20 protein-coding genes are annotated in these 26,426 nt (G+C 65.5%); 11 read left to right on the top strand and 9 right to left on the bottom strand.

The window, feature by feature from the left end; all coding sequences use genetic code 11:
* The first annotated feature begins 136 nt into the window (after positions 1-136).
* Positions 137-1,402 carry a DUF3108 domain-containing protein gene (locus tag GMST_RS09365; protein ID WP_183354370.1) on the top strand — a complete coding sequence of 422 codons (1,266 nt, stop codon included), beginning with the start codon at positions 137-139 and terminating at the stop codon, positions 1,400-1,402.
* A gap of 462 nt (positions 1,403-1,864) precedes the next feature.
* Positions 1,865-2,881 (top strand): GGDEF domain-containing protein, encoded by a 1,017-nt coding sequence (locus GMST_RS09360; protein ID WP_183354369.1) that lies wholly within the window; start codon positions 1,865-1,867, stop codon positions 2,879-2,881.
* A 200-nt stretch (positions 2,882-3,081) separates the two neighbouring features.
* Here the strand turns inward: GMST_RS09360 and GMST_RS22575 are convergent, their stop codons facing one another.
* Complete coding sequence (locus GMST_RS22575) at positions 3,082-3,192, bottom strand: rubredoxin-like domain-containing protein (protein ID WP_371873115.1); 111 nt, start codon at positions 3,190-3,192, stop codon at positions 3,082-3,084.
* Between the two features lie 322 nt (positions 3,193-3,514).
* Between GMST_RS22575 and GMST_RS09355 the strand changes: the two genes are divergently transcribed.
* Positions 3,515-3,988 carry an SRPBCC family protein gene (locus GMST_RS09355; protein ID WP_183354368.1) on the top strand — a complete coding sequence of 158 codons (474 nt, stop codon included), beginning with the start codon at positions 3,515-3,517 and terminating at the stop codon, positions 3,986-3,988.
* Positions 3,989-4,105: 117 nt separating this feature from the next.
* Here GMST_RS09355 and GMST_RS09350 read toward each other — a convergent pair whose 3' ends face one another.
* Positions 4,106-6,073: a multicopper oxidase family protein gene (locus GMST_RS09350; protein ID WP_183354367.1), complete on the bottom strand. Its 1,968-nt coding sequence runs from the start codon at positions 6,071-6,073 to the stop codon at positions 4,106-4,108.
* Positions 6,074-6,483: 410 nt separating this feature from the next.
* Between GMST_RS09350 and GMST_RS09345 the strand changes: the two genes are divergently transcribed.
* Positions 6,484-7,668 (top strand): MFS transporter, encoded by a 1,185-nt coding sequence (locus tag GMST_RS09345; RefSeq protein ID WP_183354366.1) that lies wholly within the window; start codon positions 6,484-6,486, stop codon positions 7,666-7,668.
* 208 nt (positions 7,669-7,876) lie between these two features.
* Here the strand turns inward: GMST_RS09345 and GMST_RS09340 are convergent, their stop codons facing one another.
* The 4 genes from GMST_RS09340 to GMST_RS09325 form a co-directional block, all read right to left on the bottom strand.
* The gene (locus tag GMST_RS09340) at positions 7,877-8,086 is read right to left on the bottom strand and encodes a heavy metal-binding domain-containing protein (protein ID WP_183354365.1); all 210 of its coding nucleotides are present in this window, start codon (positions 8,084-8,086) and stop codon (positions 7,877-7,879) included.
* A 3-nt stretch (positions 8,087-8,089) separates the two neighbouring features.
* Positions 8,090-10,381, bottom strand: a complete 2,292-nt coding sequence (locus GMST_RS09335; protein WP_183354364.1) for a heavy metal translocating P-type ATPase — start codon at positions 10,379-10,381, stop codon at positions 8,090-8,092.
* Positions 10,382-10,393: 12 nt separating this feature from the next.
* A complete protein-coding gene (locus tag GMST_RS09330; protein ID WP_183354363.1) occupies positions 10,394-10,678 on the bottom strand; it encodes a metal-sensitive transcriptional regulator in 285 nt (94 codons plus the stop codon).
* A gap of 238 nt (positions 10,679-10,916) precedes the next feature.
* Positions 10,917-11,408, bottom strand: coding sequence for a hypothetical protein (locus GMST_RS09325; RefSeq protein ID WP_183354362.1), 492 nt, complete (start codon positions 11,406-11,408; stop codon positions 10,917-10,919).
* Between the two features lie 417 nt (positions 11,409-11,825).
* Here GMST_RS09325 and GMST_RS09320 point away from each other — a divergent pair, with 417 nt between their 5' ends.
* Positions 11,826-13,853 (top strand): penicillin-binding protein 1A, encoded by a 2,028-nt coding sequence (locus GMST_RS09320; protein ID WP_371873114.1) that lies wholly within the window; start codon positions 11,826-11,828, stop codon positions 13,851-13,853.
* Positions 13,854-13,997: 144 nt separating this feature from the next.
* Positions 13,998-14,426, top strand: a complete 429-nt coding sequence (locus tag GMST_RS09315) for a DUF2141 domain-containing protein (RefSeq protein ID WP_183354361.1) — start codon at positions 13,998-14,000, stop codon at positions 14,424-14,426.
* A 93-nt stretch (positions 14,427-14,519) separates the two neighbouring features.
* Here GMST_RS09315 and GMST_RS09310 read toward each other — a convergent pair whose 3' ends face one another.
* The gene (locus GMST_RS09310; RefSeq protein ID WP_246399364.1) at positions 14,520-14,930 is read right to left on the bottom strand and encodes a bacteriohemerythrin; all 411 of its coding nucleotides are present in this window, start codon (positions 14,928-14,930) and stop codon (positions 14,520-14,522) included.
* A 127-nt stretch (positions 14,931-15,057) separates the two neighbouring features.
* Between GMST_RS09310 and GMST_RS09305 the strand changes: the two genes are divergently transcribed.
* Together GMST_RS09305 and GMST_RS09300 are read left to right on the top strand one after the other, a co-directional pair.
* Positions 15,058-15,327: a carboxymuconolactone decarboxylase family protein gene (locus tag GMST_RS09305; protein WP_183354360.1), complete on the top strand. Its 270-nt coding sequence runs from the start codon at positions 15,058-15,060 to the stop codon at positions 15,325-15,327.
* Positions 15,328-15,695: 368 nt separating this feature from the next.
* Positions 15,696-15,989 carry a hypothetical protein gene (locus GMST_RS09300; RefSeq protein ID WP_183354359.1) on the top strand — a complete coding sequence of 98 codons (294 nt, stop codon included), beginning with the start codon at positions 15,696-15,698 and terminating at the stop codon, positions 15,987-15,989.
* Between the two features lie 68 nt (positions 15,990-16,057).
* Here the strand turns inward: GMST_RS09300 and GMST_RS09295 are convergent, their stop codons facing one another.
* Entirely contained in the window at positions 16,058-18,382 is a 2,325-nt protein-coding gene (locus GMST_RS09295) for a CHASE3 domain-containing protein (protein WP_246399362.1), read from the bottom strand.
* 50 nt (positions 18,383-18,432) lie between these two features.
* Positions 18,433-19,266: a L,D-transpeptidase gene (locus GMST_RS09290; protein WP_183354358.1), complete on the bottom strand. Its 834-nt coding sequence runs from the start codon at positions 19,264-19,266 to the stop codon at positions 18,433-18,435.
* 238 nt (positions 19,267-19,504) lie between these two features.
* On the opposite strand from GMST_RS09290, the gene GMST_RS09285 reads away from it, so the two are divergent.
* From GMST_RS09285 to GMST_RS09275, 3 genes are all read left to right on the top strand, one after another.
* Positions 19,505-19,969, top strand: coding sequence for an HIT family protein (locus GMST_RS09285; protein ID WP_183354357.1), 465 nt, complete (start codon positions 19,505-19,507; stop codon positions 19,967-19,969).
* Between the two features lie 67 nt (positions 19,970-20,036).
* Positions 20,037-21,659 (top strand): M15 family metallopeptidase, encoded by a 1,623-nt coding sequence (locus tag GMST_RS09280; protein ID WP_183354356.1) that lies wholly within the window; start codon positions 20,037-20,039, stop codon positions 21,657-21,659.
* A gap of 147 nt (positions 21,660-21,806) precedes the next feature.
* Positions 21,807-26,408, top strand: coding sequence for a pilus assembly protein (locus GMST_RS09275; RefSeq protein WP_183354355.1), 4,602 nt, complete (start codon positions 21,807-21,809; stop codon positions 26,406-26,408).
* Positions 26,409-26,426: the final 18 nt, after the last annotated feature.

Here is a 26,426-nt window from a genome sequence, read left to right as displayed (position 1 = left end):
CTGATCGCCCGATTCTTGTGCCGGATCAGCAGGGGCCGGAGCCGGGGAGTGCTGCGTCCGGTGCCACGCTTTTTCAGGCGCCCACGCGCAGTGCCGCATGTCCCTTGGACGGTGCAGAACTTGCAATAATGAGGTTATGACACTCCGCCTGCACAAGATACGCACCTTCGCGCTCTGCCTCGCCTGTTCGCTCCTGCTCCATTTCCTCCCCGGGCTGCTCCTCGGCATGTTCGCCAGCTACAACTTCGGGGCGCCGGTCCAGCAGCCTCCGGTTGTCATGGTCGACCTCGCCGAGGCGAAAGCCGTGGCCGCTCCGCGCCAGGAACCGGAACCCGCCCCCGAGCCGGCAGCGGAGGCTAGGCCGCGTGCTGCAGGGCCGGCGCAGCTCCCCGCAACTCATCCTGAGCCAAAGCCTGAATCCAAGCCCGCACCGGAGCCTGAACCGCAGGCAAAGCAGGAAGCGCCGAAAGCTCCCGAGCCGCCGGCAGTTGCCCAGGACGCGCCCCCGGAGCCGGCCGCCGATCCGGAAGAGGAACAGACCCGGATCCGCAAGCCGAGGGTGCGCCACGCCGGGACCCGGGTCGCACGTCCGGTTCCGCCGCTCCCCGCCCTGCCGGCGGTCTCTACGGTGCGCCAGGCCGCCTGGCCGACTCCGGCACCGCGCCTGAAGGGGAGCGACTTCCTCTCCTCCCAGCAGGAAAAGCTGAGCTATGTCCTGACCATGCACGGGGTCCCCATCGGCAGCGCGGAGCTCGAGGCCAAGCAGGAAAAGGGGATCACCAGCATCGTCCTGAGGGTCCGATCCAACGCCGCCATCTCCAGCTTCTACCCGGTCGACGACCTGATCGAGACCCGCCACGTGGACGGGCAGTACATCATGACCAAGATCCGCCAGACCGAGGGGAACTTCCAAAGCGACGAGCTCATCACGATCAACCCCGGGAAAAAGCAGGTCGATTGGGTGGATTTCCTGCAGCGCCGCGCACTGCGCACCGCGGTCCCGGACGACGACGTGCTCGACTCGCTCTCCGGTATCTACTACCTGCGCAACCGGCAGTTGGAGGTCGGGAGGACCGAGTACCTGCACATCTACGATTCCGAGGTTTACGCCGAGGTACCGGTGGAGATCCTGCGCAAAGAGGAGATCCGGCTCGCCAATTTCAACAAGGTGGCGACCCTGGTGGTGAAACCGTTGCAGAAAACCGCCGGCATCTTCCGGCGCACCGGCGACCTCCTGATCTGGATGACCGACGATGCCCGCAAGGTTCCGGTGAAGATGGAGACCACCATCGCCCTGGGCAAGGTCACCGCGGAGCTCATCTCCGCGGAGTCGCAATCGCACCAGGAGAAACAGGCGCCCTCGCTCTCCTCGAGCCTCCCGGTCCCGCAACAGGCCAGGTGATCGCACCCTGCTGCGGCCCGGTTTGGCGCACTTTCTGACACAAAAAAGGCGACGTGTGACGGTTTTTTGACAAAGGCCGTGACGACGGCGCCTTTTTTTTGCGGCTTCGCGAAGCAGCAGGGCAACGAAAGCCCGGAGCGTTTGGTAAGACGGATCTAAGATCTGTCCTGCCGGAGGGGGCGAGCCGCCCGCGCCGGGTGCTTAGGTTTTTTCGGGGATCTGCGGCCACATGGCGGGACAGGAGCTTTCCGGACAGCGCCGCGCCCCCAGCTCCTGGCGGCGCCTTGGGGCACCAGGTGGTCCGCTGCGCCGGGAACCCTCCATCCTCCGTAGCTCTCCCTGTAAGATCTACGGCTACATTGGCACGGTGGTTGCTCATTACGGGGACCGTAGCTGATTTTCCAGAGGGTGCCAGCCCCAACGAAAGGACCGAGAGTGAGTCCGAGAACGTGTGGTTCAGAAATGGCGTACCAGGTATACGACGATTTCGAAGAGTCTGCACCTGCCTGGAACTTCGTGGAAGGGATGGAGCCGAGCCGGGGCGATCTGCAGCAGCTCAACGAGGCCCGCTTCCTGGCAGCCTTTTGCTGCGCCATCTTCGGCGAACGAGACCCCAAAAAGGTCTGCTCGACCGCGGCGCAGTGGCTCTACCGCTACTTCGGGTTCAGCAGAGCCCAGTTCGCCTTTCCCGGCGGCAGCATGGAGAGCTTGAGCTTCCTCGGCCAACCGGGTCCCTTAGGGGCCTGCCTGGTCCCCGAGCCGGCAACCGGTCCCGCCCGGCAGCGGCGCTTCAGCGTTCCGGCCGGGCGCGGCGACCAGGGTTACGACATCACCGTACAGTTCCCCGTCGGTCTGGGGAACCTCAGGATGAGCGAGGCCGGCGGTCCGGCGGTCTCCACCGATTTCCTCTCCAGCATCGGCGAGTGCCTGGCTGCCGCCCTGGAGAAAGCCCACGAGTACCGGGAACTCCAGGAACTCTCGCTGCGCGACGCGCTCACCGGGCTTTTGAACAGGCGCGCCTTCGAGGAACTCCTGGAAATCGAGGAGGGGCGCCGCGAGGAGCACCCCCAGGCACTCATCATGATCGACATCGACGACTTCAAGGCGCTCAACGACACCTTCGGCCACCCCGCCGGGGACCAGGTCATCGCCGGGGTCGCAGGAGTAATAAGGGACGCCCTGCGCGGCGCGGACCTTGCCACCCGTTACGGGGGCGAGGAGTTCGCCGTGCTCCTGCCGGGGACCCGCGCCAAGGATGCACTGCGGGTGGCGGAGCGGATACGCAGCCGGATCGCGGGGCTGGGGCTGACGATTGGCCCCATCAAGGTGCAGGTCAGCGCCAGTCTCGGCGTGGCGAGCCGGAGCACCAAGCGTGAGTGCTCGTTGAAGGAGTTGCTGGCCCGGGCCGACCAGGCGCTGTACCGCGCCAAGCGCAGCGGCAAAAACGTAAGCGTCCTCGACGATACTGCCACGAATTGATCCCCGGCCGGCACCCCCCAGCTGTTCCCGGACACGAAAGCCTTCCATCCCGCACCGGCGGGTGCCGTCCAACCTGAGTACCGTGGCGCGGCTCGGCGCCAGAGAGACCCTGAAGCAAAAACAAAAAAAGGCGCACCACCCGGTGCGCCTTTCGCATCTTCCAGCCCAGCCGGTCGCCCGATTAGGGGCTGGCCCTGCCGCTAAGCTACCTCTTCAAAATTGCTGGAGTCCACCCCACACACCGGGCACGTTGCCGGCGGATCGTCGCCCTCGTGGACATAATCGCAGATGATGCAGCGCCACTTCTTCATACTACCTCCTGGTTTGTGTGGGATGGCGGAGCTTCGCGTGCCGGCAGACTGGATCTGTGGCCAGTACCGCCGATCGCCGAAGGAACCTCGCGCAGGTAAGGTAGGACAAGCTCTTTGCGATGTCAATGTTAAACAAACCGCGACCAGCTAGCGATTTTCCTGAAGAGAAGGCGGCCGTGCCGGTTGAGTCGGAAGCGAACTCTGGTAGCTTTTAAGCCATCACCTTCGGGTGGTTGAGACAGTGACGCCGGTCCTGGAAAGAATCGGCAATCGTCATGGTATCCGGAAGATTCAGGCCCTGGTGCTGCAGAGGAAGGTATCGATGTCAGTGGAACGTTTCGAACAGGTGCACCTGCTCCCCATCACCCTCGACAAGGCCTGGGATTTCTTTGGCTGCCCCGAGAACCTGGCCACCATCACGCCGCCCTGGCTCGGTTTCAAGGTGACCTCCCCACCCCAGAGCGAGATGTACGCAGGCATGATCATAACCTACACGGTGACCCCGCTTTTGGGGCTGCCGCTTTCCTGGGTGACCGAGATCACCCACTGCGAGGCACCGCACTACTTCGTGGACGAGCAGCGCCTGGGGCCCTACCGGCTCTGGCACCACCAGCACCTGTTCCGGGAGGTCCCCCAGGGGGTGGAGATGCGCGACATCGTGCACTTCGCCCTGCCGCTGGGACCGTTGGGAAGCCTGGCATCCGGGATGGTGCGCAGGAAAATCGGCGCCATCTTCGACTACCGGCGCGAGGTGGTCGAGCGGCTCTTTGGGCTGGAACCAGGGGCTAGGGACTAGGGGCTGGGATAGGGATAGGGACCTTGCATGGAACCTCGCTTGTCCTGCCAAACAAGAAGCGGCGCTCCTTCAGGGAACGCCGCTTCTTTTTTTGCTGTGCTGGTCGAGTGACCGTGGCTACTGCACCCGGAACGGGCGCATCATCTCGTGGTCCTCGTGGGCCAGGATGTGGCAGTGCCACATGTAGGTCCCGATCAGGTCGAACTTCGCCCGGACCCGCACGTACCCCTGGCTCCCCAGCAGGTCGTCGGCTGGGGGGACCCGAACGGTGTCCTTGAGGCCCCCCTCCTGTGGCTGCACGGTGTAGGGCGAATCGGCGTCCGCGGCAGTCCCGTCGGGGTTGGTGGAGGGGCGCAGCCCGCCGGGCGCCACCTGCGGCATCCCGCCTGCACCGTCGGCCGGGGTGTAGGCCCCCGGGGTGATGCTCCCTTTCTCGATCACCTCGAAGTGCACCAGGTGCAGGTGCATCGGGTGCATGTCCACGGTGTTGTTGATGATGATCCAGTCCTCCACGTCGTTGAGCCGGATGTTCTCGGTGACCGGCGCGTCGAAGGGGAGCCCGTTCAAAAGGATCTTGAGCCGCTTCGAGATGGAGCCGGTCATCGGGTCGTACAGGTAGGCACCGTTCTCCTCGGTCTCCTGCAGGTCGACCAGACGCACGTTGTCAGGTGCCGCCAGTGCGGAGAGCGCGCGCGGGTTGGCCGGGAGCTGGCTCGTATCGGCCTGCGCGAGCGGCTTCGTGACCCTGAACTGCATGATCCGCCCCGTGGTGGCCGGGTTCACCTCCGAGCCGCTCGGGTAGGGGGTGGCGGCGTCGTTACGGACGGTGATCTTCGTGCCGGCCGGGAACTTCGAGAAGTCGACGATCAGGTCGGCGCGCTCGGCCAGGGCGAGCAGCAAGCCGTGTTCCTCTTGGCTGCCGATGCCGGAGACCGCAGCCGGAAGGAGCCCGCCGTCGTTGCCGATCTGGGTGATGGCGCCAGCCGGGATCGGGAGCCCGTCGCTGCGCTCGAGCCAGATGTGGTAGAAGCGGGAATCGGAACCGTTCAGCATGCGGAATCGGTACTTGCGCGGCTCCACCTCGAGCTTGGGCCAGGCCTTGCCGTTCACGGTGATCACGTTGCCGAAGAACTCGGGGTTGGAGCTGAACACCGGCTTGCCGTCCAGGGTGACCTGGTTGCCGTCCGGGTTCAAAAGGGCGTTGGAGTCGCAGTGCAGCGACCCGTCCTCGTTGAAGGACTTGTCCTGGATCACCAGCGGGATCTCGTAGGCGCCGCGCGGCAGGTTCAGGGCATCTTCGCTGCTGTCGCGCAACAGGTAGTTGGCGGCGAGGCCGGCGTAGACGTTGAGCCGGGTGATCCCCATGGCGTGGTCGTGGTACCAGAGCTGGTTGGCGGGTTGGTCGTTGGTGTAGCGGTAGCTGACCGTGTTGCTGGCGGGGCGCTCGGGACGGCCGCTGACGGGATCGGCGGGGAGCCCGCTTGCGGCCGGGTTGTTGGTGATCCAGGCCTCGGGGTGGCCGTCGAACTCGGGTGCCACGTGGCCGCCGTGCAGGTGCGTCACGATGCGGATCTCGGGGTCCCCCATGTTCGCCCCCCCGAGGGTCGGGTCCACGGTGAGCAGGTGCTTCACGAGCAACTGCCCGCTTGGGCTGCGCAGGTTGTTGAGGTACTTAACCTGCACCGGTTTGCCGGTCTCTCCGGGGAGGGTGGAGCGCGCCTCGATGGTGGCACCCAGGTAGCCCGCCTTGATCCCGTTGGTGGTATAGCCCCAGACCGTGGTGCGGATCGGGGCGCCGGTGGCCGGGTTGACGAACTCGCTGCCGTCCTTCTTGCGCAGCCCGAAATCGTAGCCGGCGCTCTGCTCGGCCACCACGGTGTAGGACTCGGCCCCCGGCACGGTCGTGGTATCCGGCACCGCGATCGGGATGAGCGGCAGGTCGTTGGCGAACTGCTGCAGGGCCAGAGGATCCAAAAGATCCTTGCCGGAACTCGCCTGGACCACGGTTCCCGGGGAACTCTTGCCGCAGCCGGCAACCAGCAGCGCCCAAAGGCACAAAAACAGAAAGACGGATCTCCTTTTCATACTTCCTCCCCATTCTAAATGACATAGCATGGGATCCGGTGCCGGTCTGCCGGCTTACCGGTGTCTGCCGGATCCTTTCATGAGATACTTCAGGAATGGTGCCATAATGTTAAAATTTGTAACTAGTCGAAAGATAAGGGTAGAATGGGGAGGCGGCCGCGGGGGAAGGATGTCCCTGATTGCACCTGTTCGACCGGTGCGGCAGGTAACTCATTAGAATATGGGTGAATGGAGCCCTGATAAAAAACGGAGGGCTGTTTTAATCGGGCACCCTTCCGTTTTCCCGCGAGGAGCCGAAAAAGCCGCGGCCCGGGGCAGGCGTGCCCGGCTGGTTGCTGCCCCAACAGAAGAGCCCGATCGGTGCGGTGCCGCCCAGGCGCCGTGCCCGGCTGGGAATGAGGATGTTTGAGATGTTTCGACGGTTCACCATTTTTCGCGCCGACCTGCGCCTGGCTGCGCTGCTTATCGGCGTCACCCTTTCCACCCTCGATGCCAGTGCGCTGAACCTGGCGCTCCCTTCGCTGGCGGCCCATTTCCACAGCGACGCCGCCGGGGTGCAGTGGGCGGCATCGCTCTACCTGATCGGCTCGGCGCTCGCCTTTCTCCCCCTGTCGGGGCTGGCCGGGCGCTTCGGGACGGTGCGGGTCTACCGGGTCTCGCTGCTGACGTTCAGTGCCATCTCGCTGTTGTTGGGGCTCTCCCCCAACCTTGGGTGGCTCTTCACGCTCCGCTTCCTGCAGGGGATCGCCGGGGCGGGGGTGATCGGGCTGGTGCCGGGGCTTGCCGCGGCGACCTTTCCGGAACGCAAGGGGTGGGCGCTTGGGATGGTGGCCGGCTCGGTGGCGGCCGGGACCCTGACCGGGCCGCCGGTGGGGGGCTTCCTGGTCGACCTCCTGGGGTGGCGCAGCATCTTCTACCTGAACCTGCCGCTGGGGATGGTGGCCTTGGCGCTCTCGGGGCGTTTGGGCGAACTGCGCGGCGTGGGGCTTAAAGAGGGGCTGCGCCGTGCGGCGCGGGCGCCGCGCTTTCTCCTGGCGCTGTTGGCAACGGTCCTCTTCTTCGCCCAGTCTTTCGGGACCAACGTCCTGTGGCCCTTTTATCTGGAGGCGGGGGGGATGACCCCGGGGCGGGTCGGCCTGGTGCTTTTGGTGCCGCCGCTCATGCTGCTCTTCCTGGGGCCTTGGGCCGGAAAGCTCTCGGACCGCAAGGGGTTCACCTTGGTGAGTTGGGCGGGGAGCGCGGTGATGGCGCTCGCTTCCTGCCTGCAGGGGATCACCGGAAGTGTGGCGCTGGGGCTGGGCGGGATAGGGCTGGGGCGCGCGCTGTTCCAGGCGGCGAACAACGCCGCCGTCCTATCGCTGGCTCCCGAGGAGACCGATTCGGTCGCCTCCGGGCTCCTCTCCATTGCGCGGGTGGTGGGGCAGGCGCTGGGAAGCCTCATGGCCGGGGTGCTCTGGGGTTCGCTCGAGCACCGGGGAAGCGGCCACGCCTTCCTCATCTCGAACCTGGTGCTGGCGGGACTGGCCGTCGTTTCCGGTGCGCTCATCATGGGGCGCCGCCTGCAGGCGCAGCCTGCCCCCACGAAGGAGCCCTAGGGACCTGATAGACGCACCTGCCTCGTGAAAAGGGGCCAGCCTGTAGAGACTGGCCCCTTTTTTGGGTGCCTAGGGAAGTTCAGGGAGAAGGGCCCGGTAGGGGCGAATCATCATTCGCTCCGACTTGGCGGAGAGCTGCATGCGGTTGCACTACGCCCAGCATCCCGAACGGTCCGAGGAACCTTCTTCCGGGCTCGCTGGTGACGGGTTACTGCTTCGGCCCGTCGCTTTGCACCAGCGGCATCCCGCACAGGGAACAGGGGGTTGCCGGATCGTCGCTGGTGATCCAGGGGTGCATGGGGCAGGAGTACTTCTTTTTCCCCGTGCCGGGACCGGCGCTCTTGCCGAAGAAGAACCAGAGCGTTGCCGCGATGAGGGCGATGCCGCCCAAGGTTACCAGGATCTGGATGCCGTCCATGGTTTAGCTCCTCTGTACGCTGAAGCCGCGCAGCCTCAGGGCGTTACTCACCACGCTCACGGAGGAAAGCGCCATGGCGAGCGATGCGATGATCGGGCTCAAGAGCCAGCCGGTAAAGGGGTAGAGCGCGCCGGCGGCGATCGGGATCCCCAGGATGTTGTAGATGAAGGCGAAGAACAGGTTCTGCTTGATGTTCGCGATGGTGGCGCGGGAGAGCGCGATTGACGCCACCACGCCGTTTAGATCGCCGCGCACCAGGGTGATGTCGGCCGCCTCCATGGCAACGTCGGTGCCGGTTCCCATGGCGATCCCCACGTCCGCCTGGGCGAGCGCCGGGGCGTCGTTGATGCCGTCGCCCACCATGGCGACCAGCTTGCCGGTCCCCTGCAGCCTTTTGATCTCCTGGTTCTTGGCCTCGGGGAGCACCTCGGCCAGTACCCGGTCCACGCCGACCTCGCGGGCGATCGCCTCGGCGGTGCGCCGCTGGTCGCCGGTCAGCATGATCACCTCGAGTCCCAGCTCGTGCAGGCGCTGGATCGCCGCGCGCGACCCTTCCTTCACCGGGTCGGCGACCGCGATGATGCCGGCAAAATTGCCGTCGAGAGCCACGTAGACCGGCGTCTTCCCCTGGTCGGCGAGTCGGTGCGCTTCGCCTTCATTGACGCTGAGGCCGCGCTCGGCCAGGAGCGCCGCCGTCCCGACCAGGACCCGGTGCCCCTCGACCGTGGCCTCGATCCCCTGTCCGGGGAGTGCCTGGAACGCGCTGGCCGGGTAGCGGGGAAGGTCGCGCTCCTTGGCGGAACGGACGATCGCCTCGCCCAGCGGGTGCTCGCTCCCGGCCTCGGCGGAGGCTGCCAGGGTGAGGAGCGCGCTCTCCTCGAGGTTCACTGCCAGGAGGTCGGTCACCGCCGGCACGCCGCGGGTGATGGTGCCGGTTTTGTCCAGGACGACGGTCGTGAGCCGGTGTGCCTTCTCGAGCGCCTCGCCCCCCTTGATCAGGATGCCGCTCTGCGCGCCGCGACCGGTCCCCACCATGATGGCGGTGGGGGTGGCGAGCCCCAAGGCGCAGGGGCAGGCGATGATGAGCACCGAGACCATGGTGACCAGCGCCATGGTGAGGCGCGACTCCGGCGGCGCCAGGTCGAACCAGACGACGAAGGTGGCAATGGCGAGGCAGAGCACCACCGGAACGAAGTAGGAGGCGATCAGGTCGGCCAGGCGCTGGATCGGGGCCTTGGAACCCTGGGCCTCCTGCACCAGGCGCACGATCTGCTGCAGCACCGTGTCGCGCCCGATCCGGGTCGCCCGCATCTTGAAGGCGCCGGTCTTGTTGAGGGTCGCGCCGATCACCGTGTCGCCGGGTTTTTTCTGCACCGGGAGCGGTTCGCCGGTCAGCATGCTCTCGTCCACGCTGGAGCCCCCCTCGACGAGTTCGCCGTCTACCGGCACCTTCTCGCCGGGGCGCACCAGGACGAGGTCACCCACCCGAAGCTCCGCCACCGGGAGGTCCTGTTCCACCCCGTCGCGCTCCACGCGGGCAAGCTTGGGCTGCAGCCCCATGAGCGCCCGGATGGCGCCGCCGGTCTTGGCGCGGGCGCGGGCCTCCAGAAGTCGCCCCATGAGGATGAGGGTCACGATGGCAGCCGCCGCCTCGTAATAGACCGGGGCGCCAGTGTGGGCCGCGTGTGCGCCGCCGGCCTGGGCGAACCAGGCAGGGAAGAGGGTGGCTGCCAGGCTGTAGAGGTAGGCGGAGAGGGTCCCCAGGGCAACCAGGGTGTTCATGTCGGCCACCCGGTGCTTTGCTGCCGCCCAGGCTCCGGTGTAAAAGCCGCGCCCGGCCCAGAAGAGGACCGGCGTGGTCAGGGCGAGTTCTATCCAGTTGCGCCCAGGAAAATCGAAGAACTCCTCCCAGGCCGGCACCAGGTGCCCCGCCATGGCGAGGATGAGCACCGGCAGGGAGAGCGCCAGGGCGAGCTGGAAGCGGATCTTCTGCTCGCGGTACTCGGCCGCGCGCACCTCGCTCTCGGCCGCCCGGACCTCGTCGCTGTCGGCCCCCTCGGCACCCGCCGGGGAATCGATCACCTGGTAGCCCATATCGCGCACCAGTTGGCTCAATGCCTCGACCCCGGTCGCCTGCGGGTCGTAGCTGACCGTGGCGCGGCTGGTGGCGAAGTTGACGCTGGCCGTTTCGACGCCGTCTGCCTGGGCCAGGGCTTTCTCGATGCGTCCGGCGCATCCGGCGCAGTGCATCCCCACCAGCGGCAGTTCGCAGCGTGCAGTCTTAGCTGTAGTCATGGTCCTTCTCCTCTAGAGAAACCGCGACAGGGCGGTCTTTACCTCGGCCAGAAGCTCCTGCTGCGACATGGCCTTAGCTTCCGGGTGCTCGTTGTCGCTGCCGTGACCAAGGACGCAGCTCTCCAGGTGCCGCGTCAAGAGCTCCACCCCGAGCGCGTCCAGTGCCGAGCGTACCGCCGCGATCTGGTTCAGGATATCGACGCAGTAGCGCTTCTCGTTCAACATCCGCTCGACGCCCGCCACCTGGCCGCCGATGCGCTTGACCCGGGCCAGCAGTTTTTTCTGACTCTCTTCCATAACGACTCCTTGGATACCCGGTAGGGGTATGCAGTAAGATCAAACATACCCCTGGCGGGTATTTGAGTCAAGGGGAATTGGAGAGACGCAACCTGGGGGATGGGTAAAAGGTATAAGTGAATCCCAGAGGATACAAGAGGATCAAAATGAGGGAGAATTAAGCGGCCAAACTGGTGGGGTCGAGAACTGGGGCAGCATGCCAAGGTGAGACAACGCTACCCCATTAAGGTACAGGCGATCAAACGCCTTGTACATCACACCCTGTAGTATAAAAACAACAGCCCGTAAGCCCTTGCTTTTGACAATATAAACCGTTCATGCTGGATGGTCCGATAAATGTATTGAAAAGAAATTCATCAATATCCTCATCGGACAGATCCTCAATACAAGAATCGTCAAAAGAGCAATTTTCTTTGAGGCTTTCCATGATGCCACTGTTTTTTCTGGCTACATAGAACCATCTAATAAATTCAACAATGTCGTCCCTGTTTGAAAATGGAACTGCCTGCAATTTGCTCTCGGGACTCTCAAGCATACCCCTAAAAATCGTGTCACTGGAGATATATACCATCTGGTTATTATCATTCGGAGAAAAGATCAAATAGCCAGGTTCATCCAGACAAGGGCATTTTGATGCTTTTACGCTTTCTACATATTTGTCGACCATGAAATCGTTACAAATCTTTATAGCCCGCGCACGAAGGGATTCTTCAGTTACTGGTTCGGACATGATGCCTCCTCATGGATGTTGAGTATCGTCTTTAATGCTCTTATCGGCCATGTGGTGACTTACATCCAAAAAAATCGTGTCCTCTTATGCCACGTTCAAAGATTTTTGACTCCTCTAGGGGCTAAAAAGCTTGTTGAAGGTTCCTCTTAACTGGCTGCTTTTACAAAGCCATCTTTTGGATCGTCTTGTGGCTTTTACCCAGGGATGGGATGGATGTGGAGCGAGCTTCGCTTCCGGACCGGGGAGCGAGCAGTGGGGAGGCGGGATGGATCGGACCACCCGGCATCCGGTGCAGGTGCACTCCCGGGTCAAGGGGGAGGGGGGCTGCGAGCTTCGGGGAGATTTGCAGCTTGACGCGGCTTGTCCGGAAGGAGTAAAAATTACCGAGCGCATCCCGCTTAAAAAGGAGAACATCTCTTGTCGTCTCCCGTTACCCCGCTGTCCTCGAGGCTGCTCAAGGGTCTTGCCCTGGCGGCCTTTCTCATCGTGCTTCCGCTTTCCTCCGCGTTTGCGGAAAAGATCGCCAACTTCCCCCTGCTCCCTGCCGGCACCGGATCGATCCGGGTCTTCGACCGGGACGGCCGCTTCGCCGGGCGCATCCTCCCCACCGGCCGCTACTGGACCCCCATCAACCAGATCCCCAAATTCCTGCAGGATGCCCTCGTGGCCGTGGAGGATTCCCGCTTCTACGAGCACAACGGCATCGACTTCAAGGGGATCGCGCGCGCCCTCGTGAAGGACGTCGCCAAGGGGCGCATGGCCGAGGGGGGCTCGACCATCACCCAGCAGCTCATCAAGAACAAGTTCTTAACCGGCGAGAAGACCCTGGACCGCAAGGTGAAGGAAGCCCAGCTCGCCATGGACTTCGAGAAGAAGTACTCGAAGGCACAGATCCTCGAGATGTACTTCAACGAGATCAACTTCGGTAACGGCGCCTGGGGGATCGCTCAGGCGGCGCGCCTGTACTTCGACAAGCAGCCCCAGGAACTCACCGACGCGGAGTGCTCGCTTTTGGCCGGCATCCCGAAGGCGCCGGGACGCTACAACCCGCTGGGGGATCCCCAGAAGGTGGCACTGCGCCGCTCGGTGGTGCTCAAGCGCATGGTCGACATGAAGATGATCAGCGAGCGGGAGCGCCAGAACCTGATGGCCCACCCGGCGACCGTGATCAAGCCGGGCAAAGCCTCCTACTACCTGGCGCACGTCAAGGCGAAGCTCATCGAGCGCTTCGGCGCCGGAGTCCTCGAACAGGGGGGACTCGACGTCATCGCCGCCATGGACCTCAACCTGCAGAAGCTGGCCGAGGATACCCTGCGCGACGGGGTGAGAAAACTCTCGCCCAAGTTGCAGGGGGCGCTCCTCTGCCAGGATCCGGCCACCGGCGACGTCCTTGCCGCCGCGGGCGGGGTCGACTTCGCCGCCAGCCCCTACGACCGCGCCTTCCTGGCCAAGCGCCAGCCCGGCTCCTCGGTGAAGCCGCTCATCTACGCCGCGGCGCTCGAGAAAGGCTTCACCGCCGCTACCCTCATGAACGACACGCCCGTCGCCTACGACCGGGGCAACGGCCAGAGCTGGACGCCGGTGAACTACGAGCGCAAGGGGTTCGGGGAGCTCCCGCTGCGCGAGGCGCTGGCGCACTCGAACAACGTGATCGCCGTGAAGCTTCTGGACGCCATCGGGGTCCCCTATTTCTCGGGATTCGCCGGCACCCTCGGGCTCTCCTTGCACCCCCAAAACGGGCTCTCGCTTGCCCTGGGTACCGACGAGGTGACCTTGAGCCAGCTGGTCTCGGCCTACTCGCCGCTCGCCAGCGGTGGGCTGCGCTCCGAGCCGCGCACCATCATCCGGATCTACGACCAGAGGCGCCGCACCTGGACCGAGATCCCCCCCGCGGTCACCCCGGTGCTGGCCCCGGCCACCGCCTACGTGACCACCCAGATGCTGAAGGACGTCCTTACCTACGGGACCGCCAAGGGGCTCAAGAAGTTCAGCCAGGAGCGCCCTGCCGCCGGCAAGACCGGCACCACCGACGACTACCGCGACGCCTGGTTCGTGGGGTACACCCCGCAGCTCGTCACCGGGGTCTGGGTCGGCCAGGACAAGCCGAAGCCCGGCGGGCGCGGCTTCACCGGCGGCGCCGTCGCCGCACCGATTTGGGGACGCTTCATGAAGGGGGCACTGGCCGGCAAGCCCGCGCCCGACTTCGCCAAACCGGAGACGGTCGTCACGGCGACCATCGACCCGTCGACCGGGAAGCTCGCCACGCCGGAGTGCCCGCACCCGCGCGAGGAGTTCTTCCTCCCGGGGACCGAGCCGACCGAGTACTGCCCGAAACACGGCAGCGCCCCGGCACCCCCTGCCGGTCAGGAGCTTGCGCCGGAACAGGAGCTGCAGACGCAGGAACCCGCCACGCCGCCTGATGCCGGAGCGCCGCAGCTGCGCTAAGAAACGGCCGCGGCGCCGCACTACCTATGACCTGCGCCGCGGCAGCCGAAAAATGGTCGCGCCGCGGGGGAAGTTGTGCTACAAGAATCGGGCTTCCGCTCCCGACCGGGGCCGGCAGCCACTCCATCTTCCGGAAGGGGATACATGAAGCGATCCGTCTCCTGGCTGGTCCTCGCGGTTATCTTCGGCTGGCAACACACCGCCGCAGCCGAAACCCTCATCGTCAAAATCTCCGGTCTGCACAAGCCTTTCGGCACGGTCCGGATCATGCTCTGGAAGGAGGCGGCCGGTTTTCCCACCCAGCCCGATAAGGCTGTGGCCCAGAAGTCCGCGCCGGTCAGCGGACCCGAAGTGGAACTGAGCTTTACCGGCCTTTCACGCGGGAACTACGCCGCGGCTGCCTACCACGACCAGAACAACAACGGCTCCCTGGACCGCAGCCTGCTCGGGTGGCCGGTGGAGCCGACCGCGGCCTCCAACGGGGCCCGCGGCCTGGTCGGCCCGCCGAGTTTCTCGGACGCCGCCTTCGACCTGAAGCAGGCGGTGCAGACCATCCAGCTCATCTTCAAGTAGACGCGAAAAAGGGACCTGACCAGCTAAGTGGTCGGTCCCTTTTTTTTCGTTGCCGCAGCAGCCTAGGCCCGCGCGGCGCACGGTGACGGTAGCCTAGGGGGCGCTGCGCTGCAGGTGGTTGCCGATGGCCCGGTCCATCTGGGAGATGTGCCTGGTGAGCCAGTCGCTGATGAAGGTGGTGAGGCTGCTCACCAGGGTGGGGGAGGGCCCCTCGCAGCGCAGCCGCTCCTTGATCCTGGCGATCTCGGCAGCGAACTCCGCGTGCTGTTTGCGGTGCATCGGGAGATCTGGGAACCCCGAGGCCTGCATGAGCTTCTCCTCCTCGGTGAAGTGGGTTACCGCGTAGGCCTCCAGAAACCAGAACAGACGGTGCACCTTGTCCTGGTCGGCCTCCGATTCGCATGCTTGCAGGAAACTGTTAAAACGCTCGAAAAGCAGTTTGTGCTGGATGTCTATTTCCAGCACGCCGACCGACAGACAGTCTTGCCACTCGATCACCAGCATATCCTCCTATAAACGAGCTACCATCCTGACTGGACGGTGACTGCACTTTAACTGCAGCCGCCCTCAATGTCCAGTTTTTTGAACTGCTATAATAAGTGCCATATCATGTCGCGAGGGGGAATTGCCCATGAAACTGGAAGATTTCGCAGCAACGGCGCTGCTGGAACACTCGCACGCCGCAGAACACCTCACGGACCGCGAGAAGCAGCTCATCGGGCTCGCCGTCGCGCTGACCCGCGGCTGCGTGCACTGCACCGGCAAGAGGATGCGCAAGGCGCTGGAAACGGGGATTCCCCAGGAGGCCCTGCTGCAGGCGGTGGACATCGCGGCCGCAGTCAATGCCGGTGTAACTACTGCAGTGGCTCTGCAGGGCTTTGAGAAGGAAGATCTTGCCTGACACTCATTGAAGCGGCCTTCTTCTCTATCTCGCAGCTGGTTGATTTCATCGTTGCAGGTGCATCTTTTTTACTGAACGGTGAATTAATAATAATTTAAAACGACTGAGTGATAATCTGAAACCAGATTCAGTCGTAAAAATATTCACAGTGTTCTTTTTTTTACAGGGAAGTGCTAAGTACTTGGCATTGCGCGGGTTTATGTGGCGGTTCGGCGGAGGGTGTAAGAAAAAGAACAGCCGCCCGGCCCCAGCCTGGACAGCCTCTTCCCTGTAAGTACTCGAAAGATTAGTGGTTGCTTCCGCTTCTCCCGTTGGTACGCTTCTTGGTTTACTGCTGGGGTAGTTTACGGAAAAGGGAGGGGAACTTCATGTTGAAGCAATACAGCGTGCTCACCAAGTGCCTGGCTGAGCTGAAAAATAGCGATCTGCCGATCATCGAGAAGCTCAAGCTCGAGGTGCAGCTGATCCAGACCAAGCGCATCCTGCTGGACCAGAAAGTCGAGTACCGGGTGGCGGGGGTCGCCAGCAGCGAGCGCGAGTTCAATTCGCTCTACGAGCAGATCCGCAGCGCCTGCAACTCCGGCAAGATCAAGTCCGAGATTGAGCAGATCAAGGGACACATCCACCAGATCAAGGATCAGACCCTCCGCTACGCCTCCTAGGCCCCTTCCGGCAGCTCGCCGGTGCGGGGCTCCCGCCCGGCCAGGGAGTGTCGCTCCCCCTCGTCGGGTCACCTGCGGTCCAGCACCTCGCGCACCTTGGCTGCCAGCTCCCCCCTGCTGAACGGTTTCTGCAGGAAATGGGTCCCCTCGTCGAGCACGCCGTGGTGCGTGATGATGTCCGAGGTGTACCCCGACATGAAAAGCAGTTTCAGCTTCGGGTTGTCCCGCACCAGCTGGGCCGCCAGATCCCTCCCGCTCATCTCCGGCATCACCACGTCCGTGACCAACAACGCAATCTCCTTGGGGTGTTCCCGGGCCAGCCGCAGCGCTTCACCGGGGGAATTCGCCGCCAGCACGGTGTACCCCTGCCGGCTCAGGATCTGCTGCGCCATGCTGAGCACCGCCTTCTCGTCTTCCACCACGAGGACCGTTTCCTGCCCCTTTTCGGCGGGGGGCTCTCCCGGTCCCTGGGGTGGCGCCTGTTGCCCCTCCCGGTGCCGCGGCAGGTAGATACTGAAGGTCGTCCCCACCCCCGGTTCGCTGTAGACGTTGATGGACCCGTTGTTCTGCTTCACGGCCCCGAAAACCGTGGCAAGTCCCAGGCCGGTCCCCTTGCCGGCCCCCTTGGTGGTGAAAAACGGCTCGAAGATGTGCGCGAGCAGCTCGCGGTCCATGCCGGACCCGTTGTCGCTCACGCTAAGCCGCACGTAGTCGCCCGGCACCAGCTCCGCGCTGTGGGCGGAGTAGGCCGCATCGATCTCCCGGTTCTGGGTCGCGATGCAGATGGTGCCGGTCTCGCCCAGGGCGTCGCGGGCATTGGAACAGAGGTTGGCGAGGATCTGGTCCACCTGGCTCGGATCGATCCGCACCGGCCACACCCCGTCCCCGGGTTGCCAGTTGAGCTGCAGGTTCTCCCCCAGGATCCTCTTCAGCATGGTGAGCATCCCCTCGATGGTCCGGTTCAGGTCCAGCACCTTGGGTGCTACCGGCTGGCGCCGGGCGAAGGCGAGCAGCTGCCGGGTCAGGTCGGCCGAGCGTTCGGCCGCCTTGCGGATCTCGTCGAGCGCCGTGTAGAGTGGGGCGCCCGGGGGAAGGTCCATGAGTGCGAGGTTGGCCTGCCCCAGGATCACGCTCAGCATGTTGTTGAAGTCGTGGGCCACCCCTCCGGCCAGCCTCCCCACCGACTCCATCTTCTGGGACTGGTGCAGCTGGTCCTCGAGCCGGCTGCGCTCCTGCTCGGAGCGCTTCAGGTCGGAGATATCGAAGATGGCCACCCGGCAGTCGTCCCGCGCTACCGAGGCTACCCCTTCGACCTGGGCGAAGACCTCCTGCAGGAAAACTACCTCACCGCTTACCTTTTCTCCCTGGTTTTCAAAGACCCGCTCCAGGAACTCCAGGAAGGCGGGGCGGCTTTGCGCGGTGAGGAAGACGTCCAGCGGCCGTCCCAGCAGTTGGGAACGCCCGACCCCCAGGAAGCTGGCCCCGGTGAGGTTGACGGCCCGGATCACCCCGCAGCGGTCCAGGTTGAAGTACCCCACTGGGGCGAAATCGTAGAGATCGCTGAACTTGCCGATGAGTGCCTCCATCTCCTGGCGCTCCTCGCCGGCCATGCGCAGCTCGTGGTTTTGCAGCTCCAGAAGGTCCCGGTTGGCGATCAGGTCGCGCTCGTTGTGGATGCGGCGGCTGAACTCGCGCCACAGGAACAGGTACAGGATGCACAAAAGCAGTACGCCGACCACGTTGGCGCCCAAAAGGTAGGAGAAGTTGCGGGCTGAGTAGGTGCGCTCCAGGAGCGCGCGCTCTCTGAGCAGGCGTTTCTCCTGGTGTACCGCCTGACCCACCTGGCCGTGCAACTCGTCCATGGTCTGGCGCCCCAGGTCGCGCATGGTGTGCTCGCGGGCCGCCTCGAACCCGCGTGTGGAGCGGAGCCGGATGTTTTCATCGAGAAGGGCCAGTTTGCTGCGCAACACCGGCTCGATTCGGCCCAGGCGCTGCTGCTGGTCCGGGTTGTCCCGGGTCAGCCGGTGCAAGGCGTCCAGGTGGATGTTGACATTGCCGATGGCTTGGTGGTAGGGGGCGAGGTACTTGAGGTTTCCGGTTATTAGGAAGCCGCGCTGCCCTGATTCGGCGTCCTTCGCGGCGCTCAGCAGGTTGTCCAGCTCCATGATGACCAGGTAGGTGTGCTTCTCCCACCGGTTGGCGTCGCGGGTGGCCCTCAGGTTCTGGTAGGAGAAAATCCCCATGCTGACCGAGATGGCCAGGGTGATGGCAAAGCTGGCCAGCAGGACCAGGCGCCCCTTGGCGAGGTCGGCGCGCTGGAAGATGCCGAAGACGGGCTCTGCGCGCCAGAGCTTGGCCAGGGCATCCAGCAGCTGTTGGCATCTCCTCTTCATCGACATGGGTTTCCCGTCTCGCATGACTCCGCCGGGGGATCTCGTTACCGCTAGATGGGCGGTTCACCGATGACCTTCACCTTCGCTCCGTTGCCGATGAGGTGAAAGGTCCCGGGGTCGCTGCGCGGGTCGACCACCCACTGGTAGAGCTTTTGGGCTCCCTCCAGGTAGGGTGGGGTGATCGGGTGGTAGTACTTCTTGTTCACCTTCTGGTCGTGGGCGCTGTAGTACTCGACCTGCATCTCCTCGTCGTAGAGCCCGACGCAGCCGTGCGAGGCGGGGTAGCCCGGGAGGTCCCGGCCGTGGATCCAGTAGGAGGGCCACCCATCCTTAGTCTTGTCCACGAAGAAGCGCAGCCCGTAGTGCATCGGGTAGGGGCGGTCGATCTCCTCGACCTGGTAGAGGTTGGACTGGTGGCTGCGGTCGGCGGCGTCCACCTGGTAGTCGCCGGTGGGGACCCGATGGTTCTCGATGCCGATGGCGGCGGGGAAGGAGAGCACCAGCCGGCCGTACTCGTAGGCACCCAGGAACATCTCAGCCTGGTCGATGAGGATGAACTTGGGCTCCCGCGCCGCCTCGGGGTAGCTTAAGGGGAGCGGGCTGTAGTGGTAGATGCGGGTTAAGTCCTTGGGTAACTTGATGGAGCGCCCCCCCAGGAAATGGCGCCGGTCCAGCCGGTTGAAGCGGAGCACGTCCTGCCAGTAGGATCCGAACCGCGAGTTCGGCGTGTCCTGCCAGTTGAGCTTTTCGCAGGTCCACTCGGTCCGGTCGTCGCTTGGGTAGTGGATCTCGCACAGGGACTTAAGTTTCAGGGTGGCGCCGGCGGGAGGCGCCCAGGCAAGAAAGGCGCAGATTGCGATGAGAATTAAGCGAAAGGCGCTCATGGGGTCCCTCGTGTAGCGTTCTCGATCGCGGCAGCGCCCCAGTGGGAATGGGGCCTTCCGGGTCGCGGGATGATTACAGCTAATTAATATAACGGGGGGGCGGCCGTTTCTTCAAGTAGCGGGGGCGACCATTTCTTCACCTCTTCCCCGGCAAACTCGCTTGCCAGGGCTAAACGGAAGAGTAGAATCGTTGCCAGTGTGCGAAGCTGCCGGCTTGAAGGGAAACAGGAGGAAGGTGATGGACCTGGGACGCGGTACCACTGACAGCGGCAGCAAAACGGTCTCGGGATGCCGGTTCTGCGCCATCGTGCGCGGCGAGCTGCCGGCCCGGACGGTCTTCGAGGACGACCGGGTGCTCGCCTTTCTGGACCGCCGGCCGCTTTTTCCCGGGCACCTCCTGGTGGTTCCCCGCGCGCACTACGCCACCCTGCCGGAGCTCCCGCGCCATCTGGTCGCGCCGCTTTTTCTCGCCGCCCGGCTGTTGGCCCGCGCGGTCGAGCTTGCCCTGGAGGCCCAGGGGAGCTTCGTGGCCCTCAACAACCGGGTGAGCCAGAGCGTCCCCCACCTGCATGTCCACGTCGTGCCGCGCCGGACGGGTGACGGCCTGAAAGGCTTCTTCTGGCCCCGGGTGGGGTACCGCGACGAGGCCGAGATGGCCGAGGTCGCCGAGCGGATTCGGTTGGCGCTGGACCGCCTGCGTTGACCGCGCGCGCCACACCGCGGCAGGATTCCCTTGCTTTTGTCGGGCTCCTCGTATAGATCCTTCCCTCATGGCTACCATCACCAGCTTAACAATCTCCCTAGCTGCCGATCGCCCCACGTTCCCCTGCCGGGTGTTGGGCGCCGTGCTCTGCGCCCTGCTGCTCGCCCTCACCGGCTGTGCTCCCCTTAACCTGTCCCCCGCGGGGGGCGGAGCCGAAACGGGGTTGCCCGCGGCCAACAGGCGGCTTTTGGACCGGCTCCTGCCGGGCGCTCTCCCGGGGGACCAGGTGGTCTACGTGGACCCCTCGGCGTCGGCTCCCACGAGGGGGACGCTCTACCTCCTGACCCGCGACAGCGGCGGCTGGGAGACGGTCTTAGGCCCCGTCGCGGTGAACCTCGGGCGCAACGGCGTGGCCCCTCCCTGGGAGAAGCGGGAGGGGGACGGCCGCACCCCCGCGGGGCTCTTTCCCCTGACCCGCAGCTTCGGGGCGGGCGCCGGCGCACCGGGAGCGCTCCCCTACCGGCAGGTGGGGCCTGACGACATCTGGGTCGACGACCCGCTCTCTGCGGATTACAACCGCCGGGTGCTGCGGGGGGCCGTTGCCCCACGCTCCTTCGAGAACCTCCTGCGCGCCGACCAGCTCTACCGGTGGGTGCTGGTTGTCGACTACAACGACGATCCTGTGCTGCGCGGCATGGGAAGCGCCATCTTTTTCCACCTGGAACGCGCCCCCGGGGCGCCCAGCGCCGGCTGCATCTCCCTTGCCGAAGCTCCCCTGCTCAGGCTTTTGGGGTGGCTCGATCCTAAGCGCCACCCCCACCTGGCGCTCGGCTCGCCGGCCGACCTCGCGGCTCTTGCCCGGGGGATCCCCTCGGCCTTTTCCGCCGACCTGCCGCACACCCTCAGGGATCGCCTGGCGGGGGGACGCCCCCTGGCCCTCGCCCGGCAAGGGGAGTACCTGGGGGGCGCGGTAACCCTGCCGGCCGAGCTGGCACGCCGGATGGCGGAGACCGGTTCCTGGCGGCCGGGGTGCCCGGTAGCGCCCGCCGACCTGGCTTACCTGGTGGTGCGCTACCGGGGCTTGGACGGCCTGAGCCACTACGGCGAACTGGTGCTCCACGCCGCCCTGGCTCCCCTGGCGCTGGACGCGCTGGAGGGGGCCTATCGCTCCGGGTTCCCGATCGCGTCCCTGCGGCTCATCGAGGAGTTCGCCGGTGACGACGCGCGCTCCATGGCCGCCAACAACAGCTCCGGCTTCAACTGCCGCTCGGTCCCGGGGAAGCCGGGTACCTTATCGCGCCACAGCTACGGCACCGCAATCGACCTGAACCCGCTGCAAAACCCCTTCCTGAGCCTGAACCGCGAGGCGCTCCCTCTTCTGGGGCTGGACCGGGCGGCGCCCGAGGCCCAGGTGCTGGAGCGTTCCGGCTGCCGGGAAAACGCTTCTTCTTGCCTGTGCCCCCGCTACCCTGACGCCTGCCAGGTCGCTCCGCCCGGCGCCGCCGGTTTCCTGGAGCGGGACCGACCCCGCCCGGGGATGCTCCTTGAAGGGGGGGCGCCGCTCGCCGCCTGGCTGCAGCGCGGCTTTCTCTGGGGCGGAGACTGGCGCTTTCCCGACTACCAGCACCTCGACTTCCCCCTGAGGTCGCTGGGGCTTTCCGCTCCCCACCCACACCCTTCCCCTCCCTGACCCGTCCCAGCTAAACGCCGCTTGGGAGCACTTTCCTCCACTTCTAGCCCTGGCCTGCTTTTTTTTGGCGGACCTGCGGCTATACTAGTGCAGGTTAGAAAACGCTCATGGCGGTGTGGCTGCCGCCCCAAGACGAGGAAGGGTGCCATGGAAAACAGGTATCCAGGCGGCGCTGCGGGGCGCTGCCTGATCGTGCTGCTTCTCTTTCTAGCGCTGGCCGGGTTGGGCCTCCCGGCCCGGGCCGAAGTCCCCGGCATCCCCAGCGCGCGCAACTACTGCAGTCTGCCCCCCCTGGCCGGCTCCGGCATCAAGCCCAACCTGCTGCTCATGATCGACAACTCGGCCAGCATGTACGACCCGGCCTACACCAACACCTCGACCGAGACCCCCACCTACTGCCTGGACGACACCTACCGCGACACCGCGAGCTATCTCGGCTATTTCGACGCGGACCTCTTCTACCGCTACGACTTCGCCGGCGCCCGGTTCCAGGTAGCCTCCGAGCCGGCCGGCATCCCCGGCTCCGAGCGCTGCGGCACTGCCCGCAACGGTTATCTCTGCGTGAACAGCGTCCCCGACGAGTCGGCACTGGGGATCTCCTACCAGCGGGTCGACAACTTCCTGGCCCGCGGGAATTTCCTCAACTGGCTCGTGATGAGCAAGCTCGACCTGGAGAAACGCGCCCTCACCGGCGGGAAGTACGACCCGGCAACCGGGCTTTTGTCGGCCGAGACGCGCGGCTGCCAGGGGAAGCGCTTCGTCAAGATGGTCGACAACCTCCCGGTCACCTTCGCGGTGCGCGGCCCGATCCCCTCGGAGGCGGAGTACTCCTACCAGTCGGGGAGGGGGGGGCTCTCCCGGATCGAGGTCTACGCCAACGCCTACAACCGGGATGCCTGCCTTTCCGCCATCACCGCCTGGCGCGACGCCGCCGGGGTGAACGCGCTGCGCCAGGCCGCGCTCGGCTGTCTGGGGGACCAGTTCGACGCGGACGAGATACCGACCAAAGGAAAGGTCTACACCGAGATCATGACCGACTGCTACTCCTACTTAGCCACCGGCTCGCTCGCCCCAGACACGAACCTCACGACGGACTGCCAGGCCCGCATCGAATGGATCTACGGCGGCAACCCCTTCGACATCGTCAGGAATACCGGCGATGACGTCTGCGGCAGGGGGGTCTTCCACCACCTGACCAGCTACCAGGGTATCGATTACACCTTCGGCTACCTGGGGTCCTGCTACGACATGATGAGAGGCTTCACGGCCTCGGCGAGCTGCCTTTACCGACAGACACTCGACTACTGCAAGGACCTGGCGCATCCCTGGCTCACCGATCCCTCGGTCACGGCAAACATGACCGGCACCACCTTGAACGTCCCCGGCTTCATCCTCGATGCCGGGATCAGCAATCTGGGGGAGGTCTCGGCGACGCTGGTCGCCCGGATTCCCGCGGCCGCCCCCCCCAGCGGTCTGGTGCAGAAGTACGGCGGCCAGATCAACTTCGGGGCCATGGTGTTCAACGACAACGGCTCCGGGTCGGAGTGCGGGGACGAATCGAGCCCGATCCCCTGCGTCAAGCACTGCCAGTACGACCCCGCGCCCCGGCGCGAGTGCGCCCAGGCCTCCGACTGCCTGGTCGGCGGGCGGGATGCCTGCCGGGAGGACCCCCACCTGGACGGGGGGCGGGTGATCTCCTACCTGAACCACTCCCCGCTGGGTGACCACAGCCCCGGCTCCGGGCTGGTAGCGGCCATCGACGCGGTGAACGCGAACTCCTGGACCCCGTGGGCCGAGACCTTTTACGAGGCGATCGGCTACTTCGCCAACCGGACCGAGCTGAGGCTCCAGGGGGCTGACTTCGACGAGAGCTGGCCGCCTTCGCAGTACAGCTGCCAGAAGAACAACATCCTCATGGTGACCGACGGCATGTCCAGCGCGGACCGCGCCCGGGCGGTGAACAGCTACCTTGCCGATGCGCAGCGCAGCTTCGGGGGGGCGGGCGGGCTGCCGGTCAGCCAGACCACGCAGAACTCCGACCAGCCGGACTCCGGGCTCCCGTTCCAGGGGAGCTACAACCTGGACGACCTCGCCTGGATCGCCAACCACACGAACATCAACGATCCCTCCCGGCCGATCCAGAACAACCGGGACTTCATCACCAGTTACGTGGTCTACACCGGGCTTCCCTGCGGCGCAGCATCGAGCAGCGCGTACCTCGAGGACGGCAGCTGCAGCACCAGCGACGAAGGGGTCCCCGAGAAGATGATGCAACTGGTGGCGGCCAAGGGAGGGGGGCGCTTTTTGAGCGTCCAGCGCCCCGCCGACCTGGAGAGTGCCCTGGCCAGCGTGTTCCAGCTCATTGGCACCGGATCCAACTCGGGGACCGACGCCTCGATCGTCTCGAGCGGCGACGCGAACGGCGCGCTCTACCTGCAGGAACAGTTCTATCCGGTGAAGAGCTTCGACGGCGGGGCGAGTTCCGCGAGCTGGCTCGGCGAGCTGCAGGCGCTTTGGTACTACCTCGACCCGCTGTTAGGGAGCAGTGGCGGCGCGAGCACCATCAGGGAGGACACCGGGGGGCTTTTGAGCCTGGACCTGAAGCGGGACCGGGTGGTCCGCTTCAGCTTCGACCCCGCCGCGAAGGAGACCCGGGCGACCCTCTCCCTGGACGCCGACGGCGACGGCAGCGCCGATGCCGTGCAGCCCGCCGGGTACCCGCGCGCGGTGCGGGTCGAGACGCTGGAGAGCCTCTGGCGCGCCGGGCTGAAGCTCTGGAGCCGGGACCCCGCCGGCCGGACCATCTACACCCAGACCGACGGGAGCACGCTCACCCTCCTGGACCCCGACAGCCCGGACCAGCGCGCGCTCTTGCAGGCCCAAACCCCCGGCGAGGCGGCCGCCATCGTCTCCTTCGTCCGGGGGAGCGACGCCGACGGCAGCCGCAGCCGCAGCGTGGCCCGCAGCGCGGGGGGCGAGCGCCGGGTCTGGAAGCTTGGCGACATCATCGCCTCGACGCCGGCGCTTCAGACCGCAAACGGGCTCGCCAGCTACGGCCTCACCCCGCCGCGCGGCTACGCGGACCGCTCCTACCGCGCCTTTTTGAAGGGGGTGGACTACGCAAACCGCGGCACCGTCTACCTGGGCGCCAACGACGGGATGCTGCACGCCTTCCGGCTGGGGACCCTGAAGCTCACCTCGCAGCCCGGCTGGCCAGCCGGGCAGAAGGCGACCCTCGCGGGGGCCGACCTCGGGGAGGAGGAGTGGGCCTTCGTCCCGAAAAACGCGCTCCCCTATCTGCGCTACCTGAAAGAGCCCGACTACCCGCACCTTTACTTCGTGGACGGCAGTCCCACCTTGGTCGACGCGAGCCTCGGGGACCCGGCGCGCTGCAGCCGGGCCGGCTACTGGAACTGTCCCAAGGAGACCGAGACCGGGAGTAACTGGCGCACCGTGCTGATCGGCGGGATGGGGCAGGGGGGGGCGACCCGGGGGCCCTCCGAGAGCTGCAGCGAGGGGGGAGGGGGAACCTGTGTCAAGTCCCCCCGCGCCGATGGCGGCTTCTCGGCCTACTTCGCCCTCGACGTCACCGGCCAGCGCGCCGACGGCAGCGGGACCCCGCCGCGCCTCATCTGGGAGTTCTCGCCGCCGGGGCTCGGGTTTGCCACCTCCGGCCCCGCCATCCTGAAGGTCAACGCCCTCGAGGAGGGGAGCTCGGGACTGCCGGATCCGGCCCGAAACGGCCGCTGGTTCGCCGTCTTCGCCTCGGGGCCCACCGGCTCCATCGACCGGGATCTCTGTCAGCTCCAGGGGACCTCGGACCAGAACCTGAAGCTTTTCGTGGTCGACCTGAACCCTGTCGGCCGCCTCGTCGAGGGGGTGAACTACTGGGTGATCGACACCGGCATCGCCAACGCCTTCGGCGGGAGCCTCTCCGGGGGGGGGATCGACGCCGACCGCTGGGACCCGAACTCCCGGGGCTTTTACCAGGACGATGCCCTCTACCTGGGGTACACCCGCAAGGCCGGCGATGGCAGCTGGACCGGGGGGGTGCTGCGCCTTTTGACCCGCGAGCAGCTGGACCCCGCCAAGTGGGTGGTGAGCCGGGTAATCGACGGCATCGGCCCGGTTACCGGGAGCATCGCGAAGCTGCAGGACCGCAAGAACAACAAACTCTGGCTCTACTTCGGTACCGGCCGCTACTTCTACAACCGCGACGACTTAACCGCGGGGCGCGCCCTCTTCGGGGTGCAGGAGCCCTGCTACCGCCCCGACAACACCCTTACCCCCAAAGACGGCACCCTGTGCAGCGCGACGCCGCTCAAGCTTGCCGACCTGTACGACGCAACGAGCGACCCGGTCCCCGCCGGCTCGGACACCAAGGGGTGGTGGATCGGGCTCGACCCCGCGAACAACGGCTACGGCAGCGAGCGCTGCACCGCCAACCCCAGCGCGCTCACCGCAGGGGTCGTCTACTTCCCCAGCTTCAAGCCCGCCAGCGACCCCTGCCGGCAAGGCACCTCCTACCTCTGGGGGGTGCGCTACGACAACGCCGGGGGCGCACCGCGCAGCGGCAAGGCGGTGCTGCCCCTCTCCGACGCGAGCACCGCGGAGCTTCCGCTCTCCGGGTGGAGCGATAGAGGCGGGCGGCGCAGCGAGGCGCTCTCGGGCAAGACGGGGAACGCCAAGCTGATCAGCAACTCGGGCCTCAAACCCCTCAAAAAGATCATCCACATCCAGGAACGCTGACGGACCGGCAGCAGGGTG

Source organism: Geomonas silvestris (assembly GCF_014193515.1).
Lineage (GTDB): Bacteria > Desulfobacterota > Desulfuromonadia > Geobacterales > Geobacteraceae > Geomonas > Geomonas silvestris.
The sequence above is the reverse complement of the archived record's forward strand: the minus strand, read 5'-3'. Positions and strand labels throughout refer to the sequence as shown.

Excerpts from the sequence above, each read along its gene's own strand:
- GMST_RS09365 (WP_183354370.1), top strand. The coding sequence starts at position 137 with ATGACACTCCGCCTGCACAAGATACGCACCTTCGCGCTCTGCCTCGCC.
- GMST_RS09360 (WP_183354369.1), top strand. The coding sequence starts at position 1,865 with ATGGCGTACCAGGTATACGACGATTTCGAAGAGTCTGCACCTGCCTGG.
- GMST_RS22575 (WP_371873115.1), bottom strand. The coding sequence starts at position 3,192 with ATGAAGAAGTGGCGCTGCATCATCTGCGATTATGTCCACGAGGGCGAC.
- GMST_RS09355 (WP_183354368.1), top strand. The coding sequence starts at position 3,515 with ATGTCAGTGGAACGTTTCGAACAGGTGCACCTGCTCCCCATCACCCTC.
- GMST_RS09350 (WP_183354367.1), bottom strand. The coding sequence starts at position 6,073 with ATGAAAAGGAGATCCGTCTTTCTGTTTTTGTGCCTTTGGGCGCTGCTG.
- GMST_RS09345 (WP_183354366.1), top strand. The coding sequence starts at position 6,484 with ATGTTTCGACGGTTCACCATTTTTCGCGCCGACCTGCGCCTGGCTGCG.
- GMST_RS09340 (WP_183354365.1), bottom strand. The coding sequence starts at position 8,086 with ATGGACGGCATCCAGATCCTGGTAACCTTGGGCGGCATCGCCCTCATC.
- GMST_RS09335 (WP_183354364.1), bottom strand. The coding sequence starts at position 10,381 with ATGACTACAGCTAAGACTGCACGCTGCGAACTGCCGCTGGTGGGGATG.
- GMST_RS09330 (WP_183354363.1), bottom strand. The coding sequence starts at position 10,678 with ATGGAAGAGAGTCAGAAAAAACTGCTGGCCCGGGTCAAGCGCATCGGC.
- GMST_RS09325 (WP_183354362.1), bottom strand. The coding sequence starts at position 11,408 with ATGTCCGAACCAGTAACTGAAGAATCCCTTCGTGCGCGGGCTATAAAG.
- GMST_RS09315 (WP_183354361.1), top strand. The coding sequence starts at position 13,998 with ATGAAGCGATCCGTCTCCTGGCTGGTCCTCGCGGTTATCTTCGGCTGG.
- GMST_RS09310 (WP_246399364.1), bottom strand. The coding sequence starts at position 14,930 with ATGCTGGTGATCGAGTGGCAAGACTGTCTGTCGGTCGGCGTGCTGGAA.
- GMST_RS09305 (WP_183354360.1), top strand. The coding sequence starts at position 15,058 with ATGAAACTGGAAGATTTCGCAGCAACGGCGCTGCTGGAACACTCGCAC.
- GMST_RS09300 (WP_183354359.1), top strand. The coding sequence starts at position 15,696 with ATGTTGAAGCAATACAGCGTGCTCACCAAGTGCCTGGCTGAGCTGAAA.
- GMST_RS09295 (WP_246399362.1), bottom strand. The coding sequence starts at position 18,382 with ATGAAGAGGAGATGCCAACAGCTGCTGGATGCCCTGGCCAAGCTCTGG.
- GMST_RS09290 (WP_183354358.1), bottom strand. The coding sequence starts at position 19,266 with ATGAGCGCCTTTCGCTTAATTCTCATCGCAATCTGCGCCTTTCTTGCC.
- GMST_RS09285 (WP_183354357.1), top strand. The coding sequence starts at position 19,505 with ATGGACCTGGGACGCGGTACCACTGACAGCGGCAGCAAAACGGTCTCG.
- GMST_RS09280 (WP_183354356.1), top strand. The coding sequence starts at position 20,037 with ATGGCTACCATCACCAGCTTAACAATCTCCCTAGCTGCCGATCGCCCC.
- GMST_RS09275 (WP_183354355.1), top strand. The coding sequence starts at position 21,807 with ATGGAAAACAGGTATCCAGGCGGCGCTGCGGGGCGCTGCCTGATCGTG.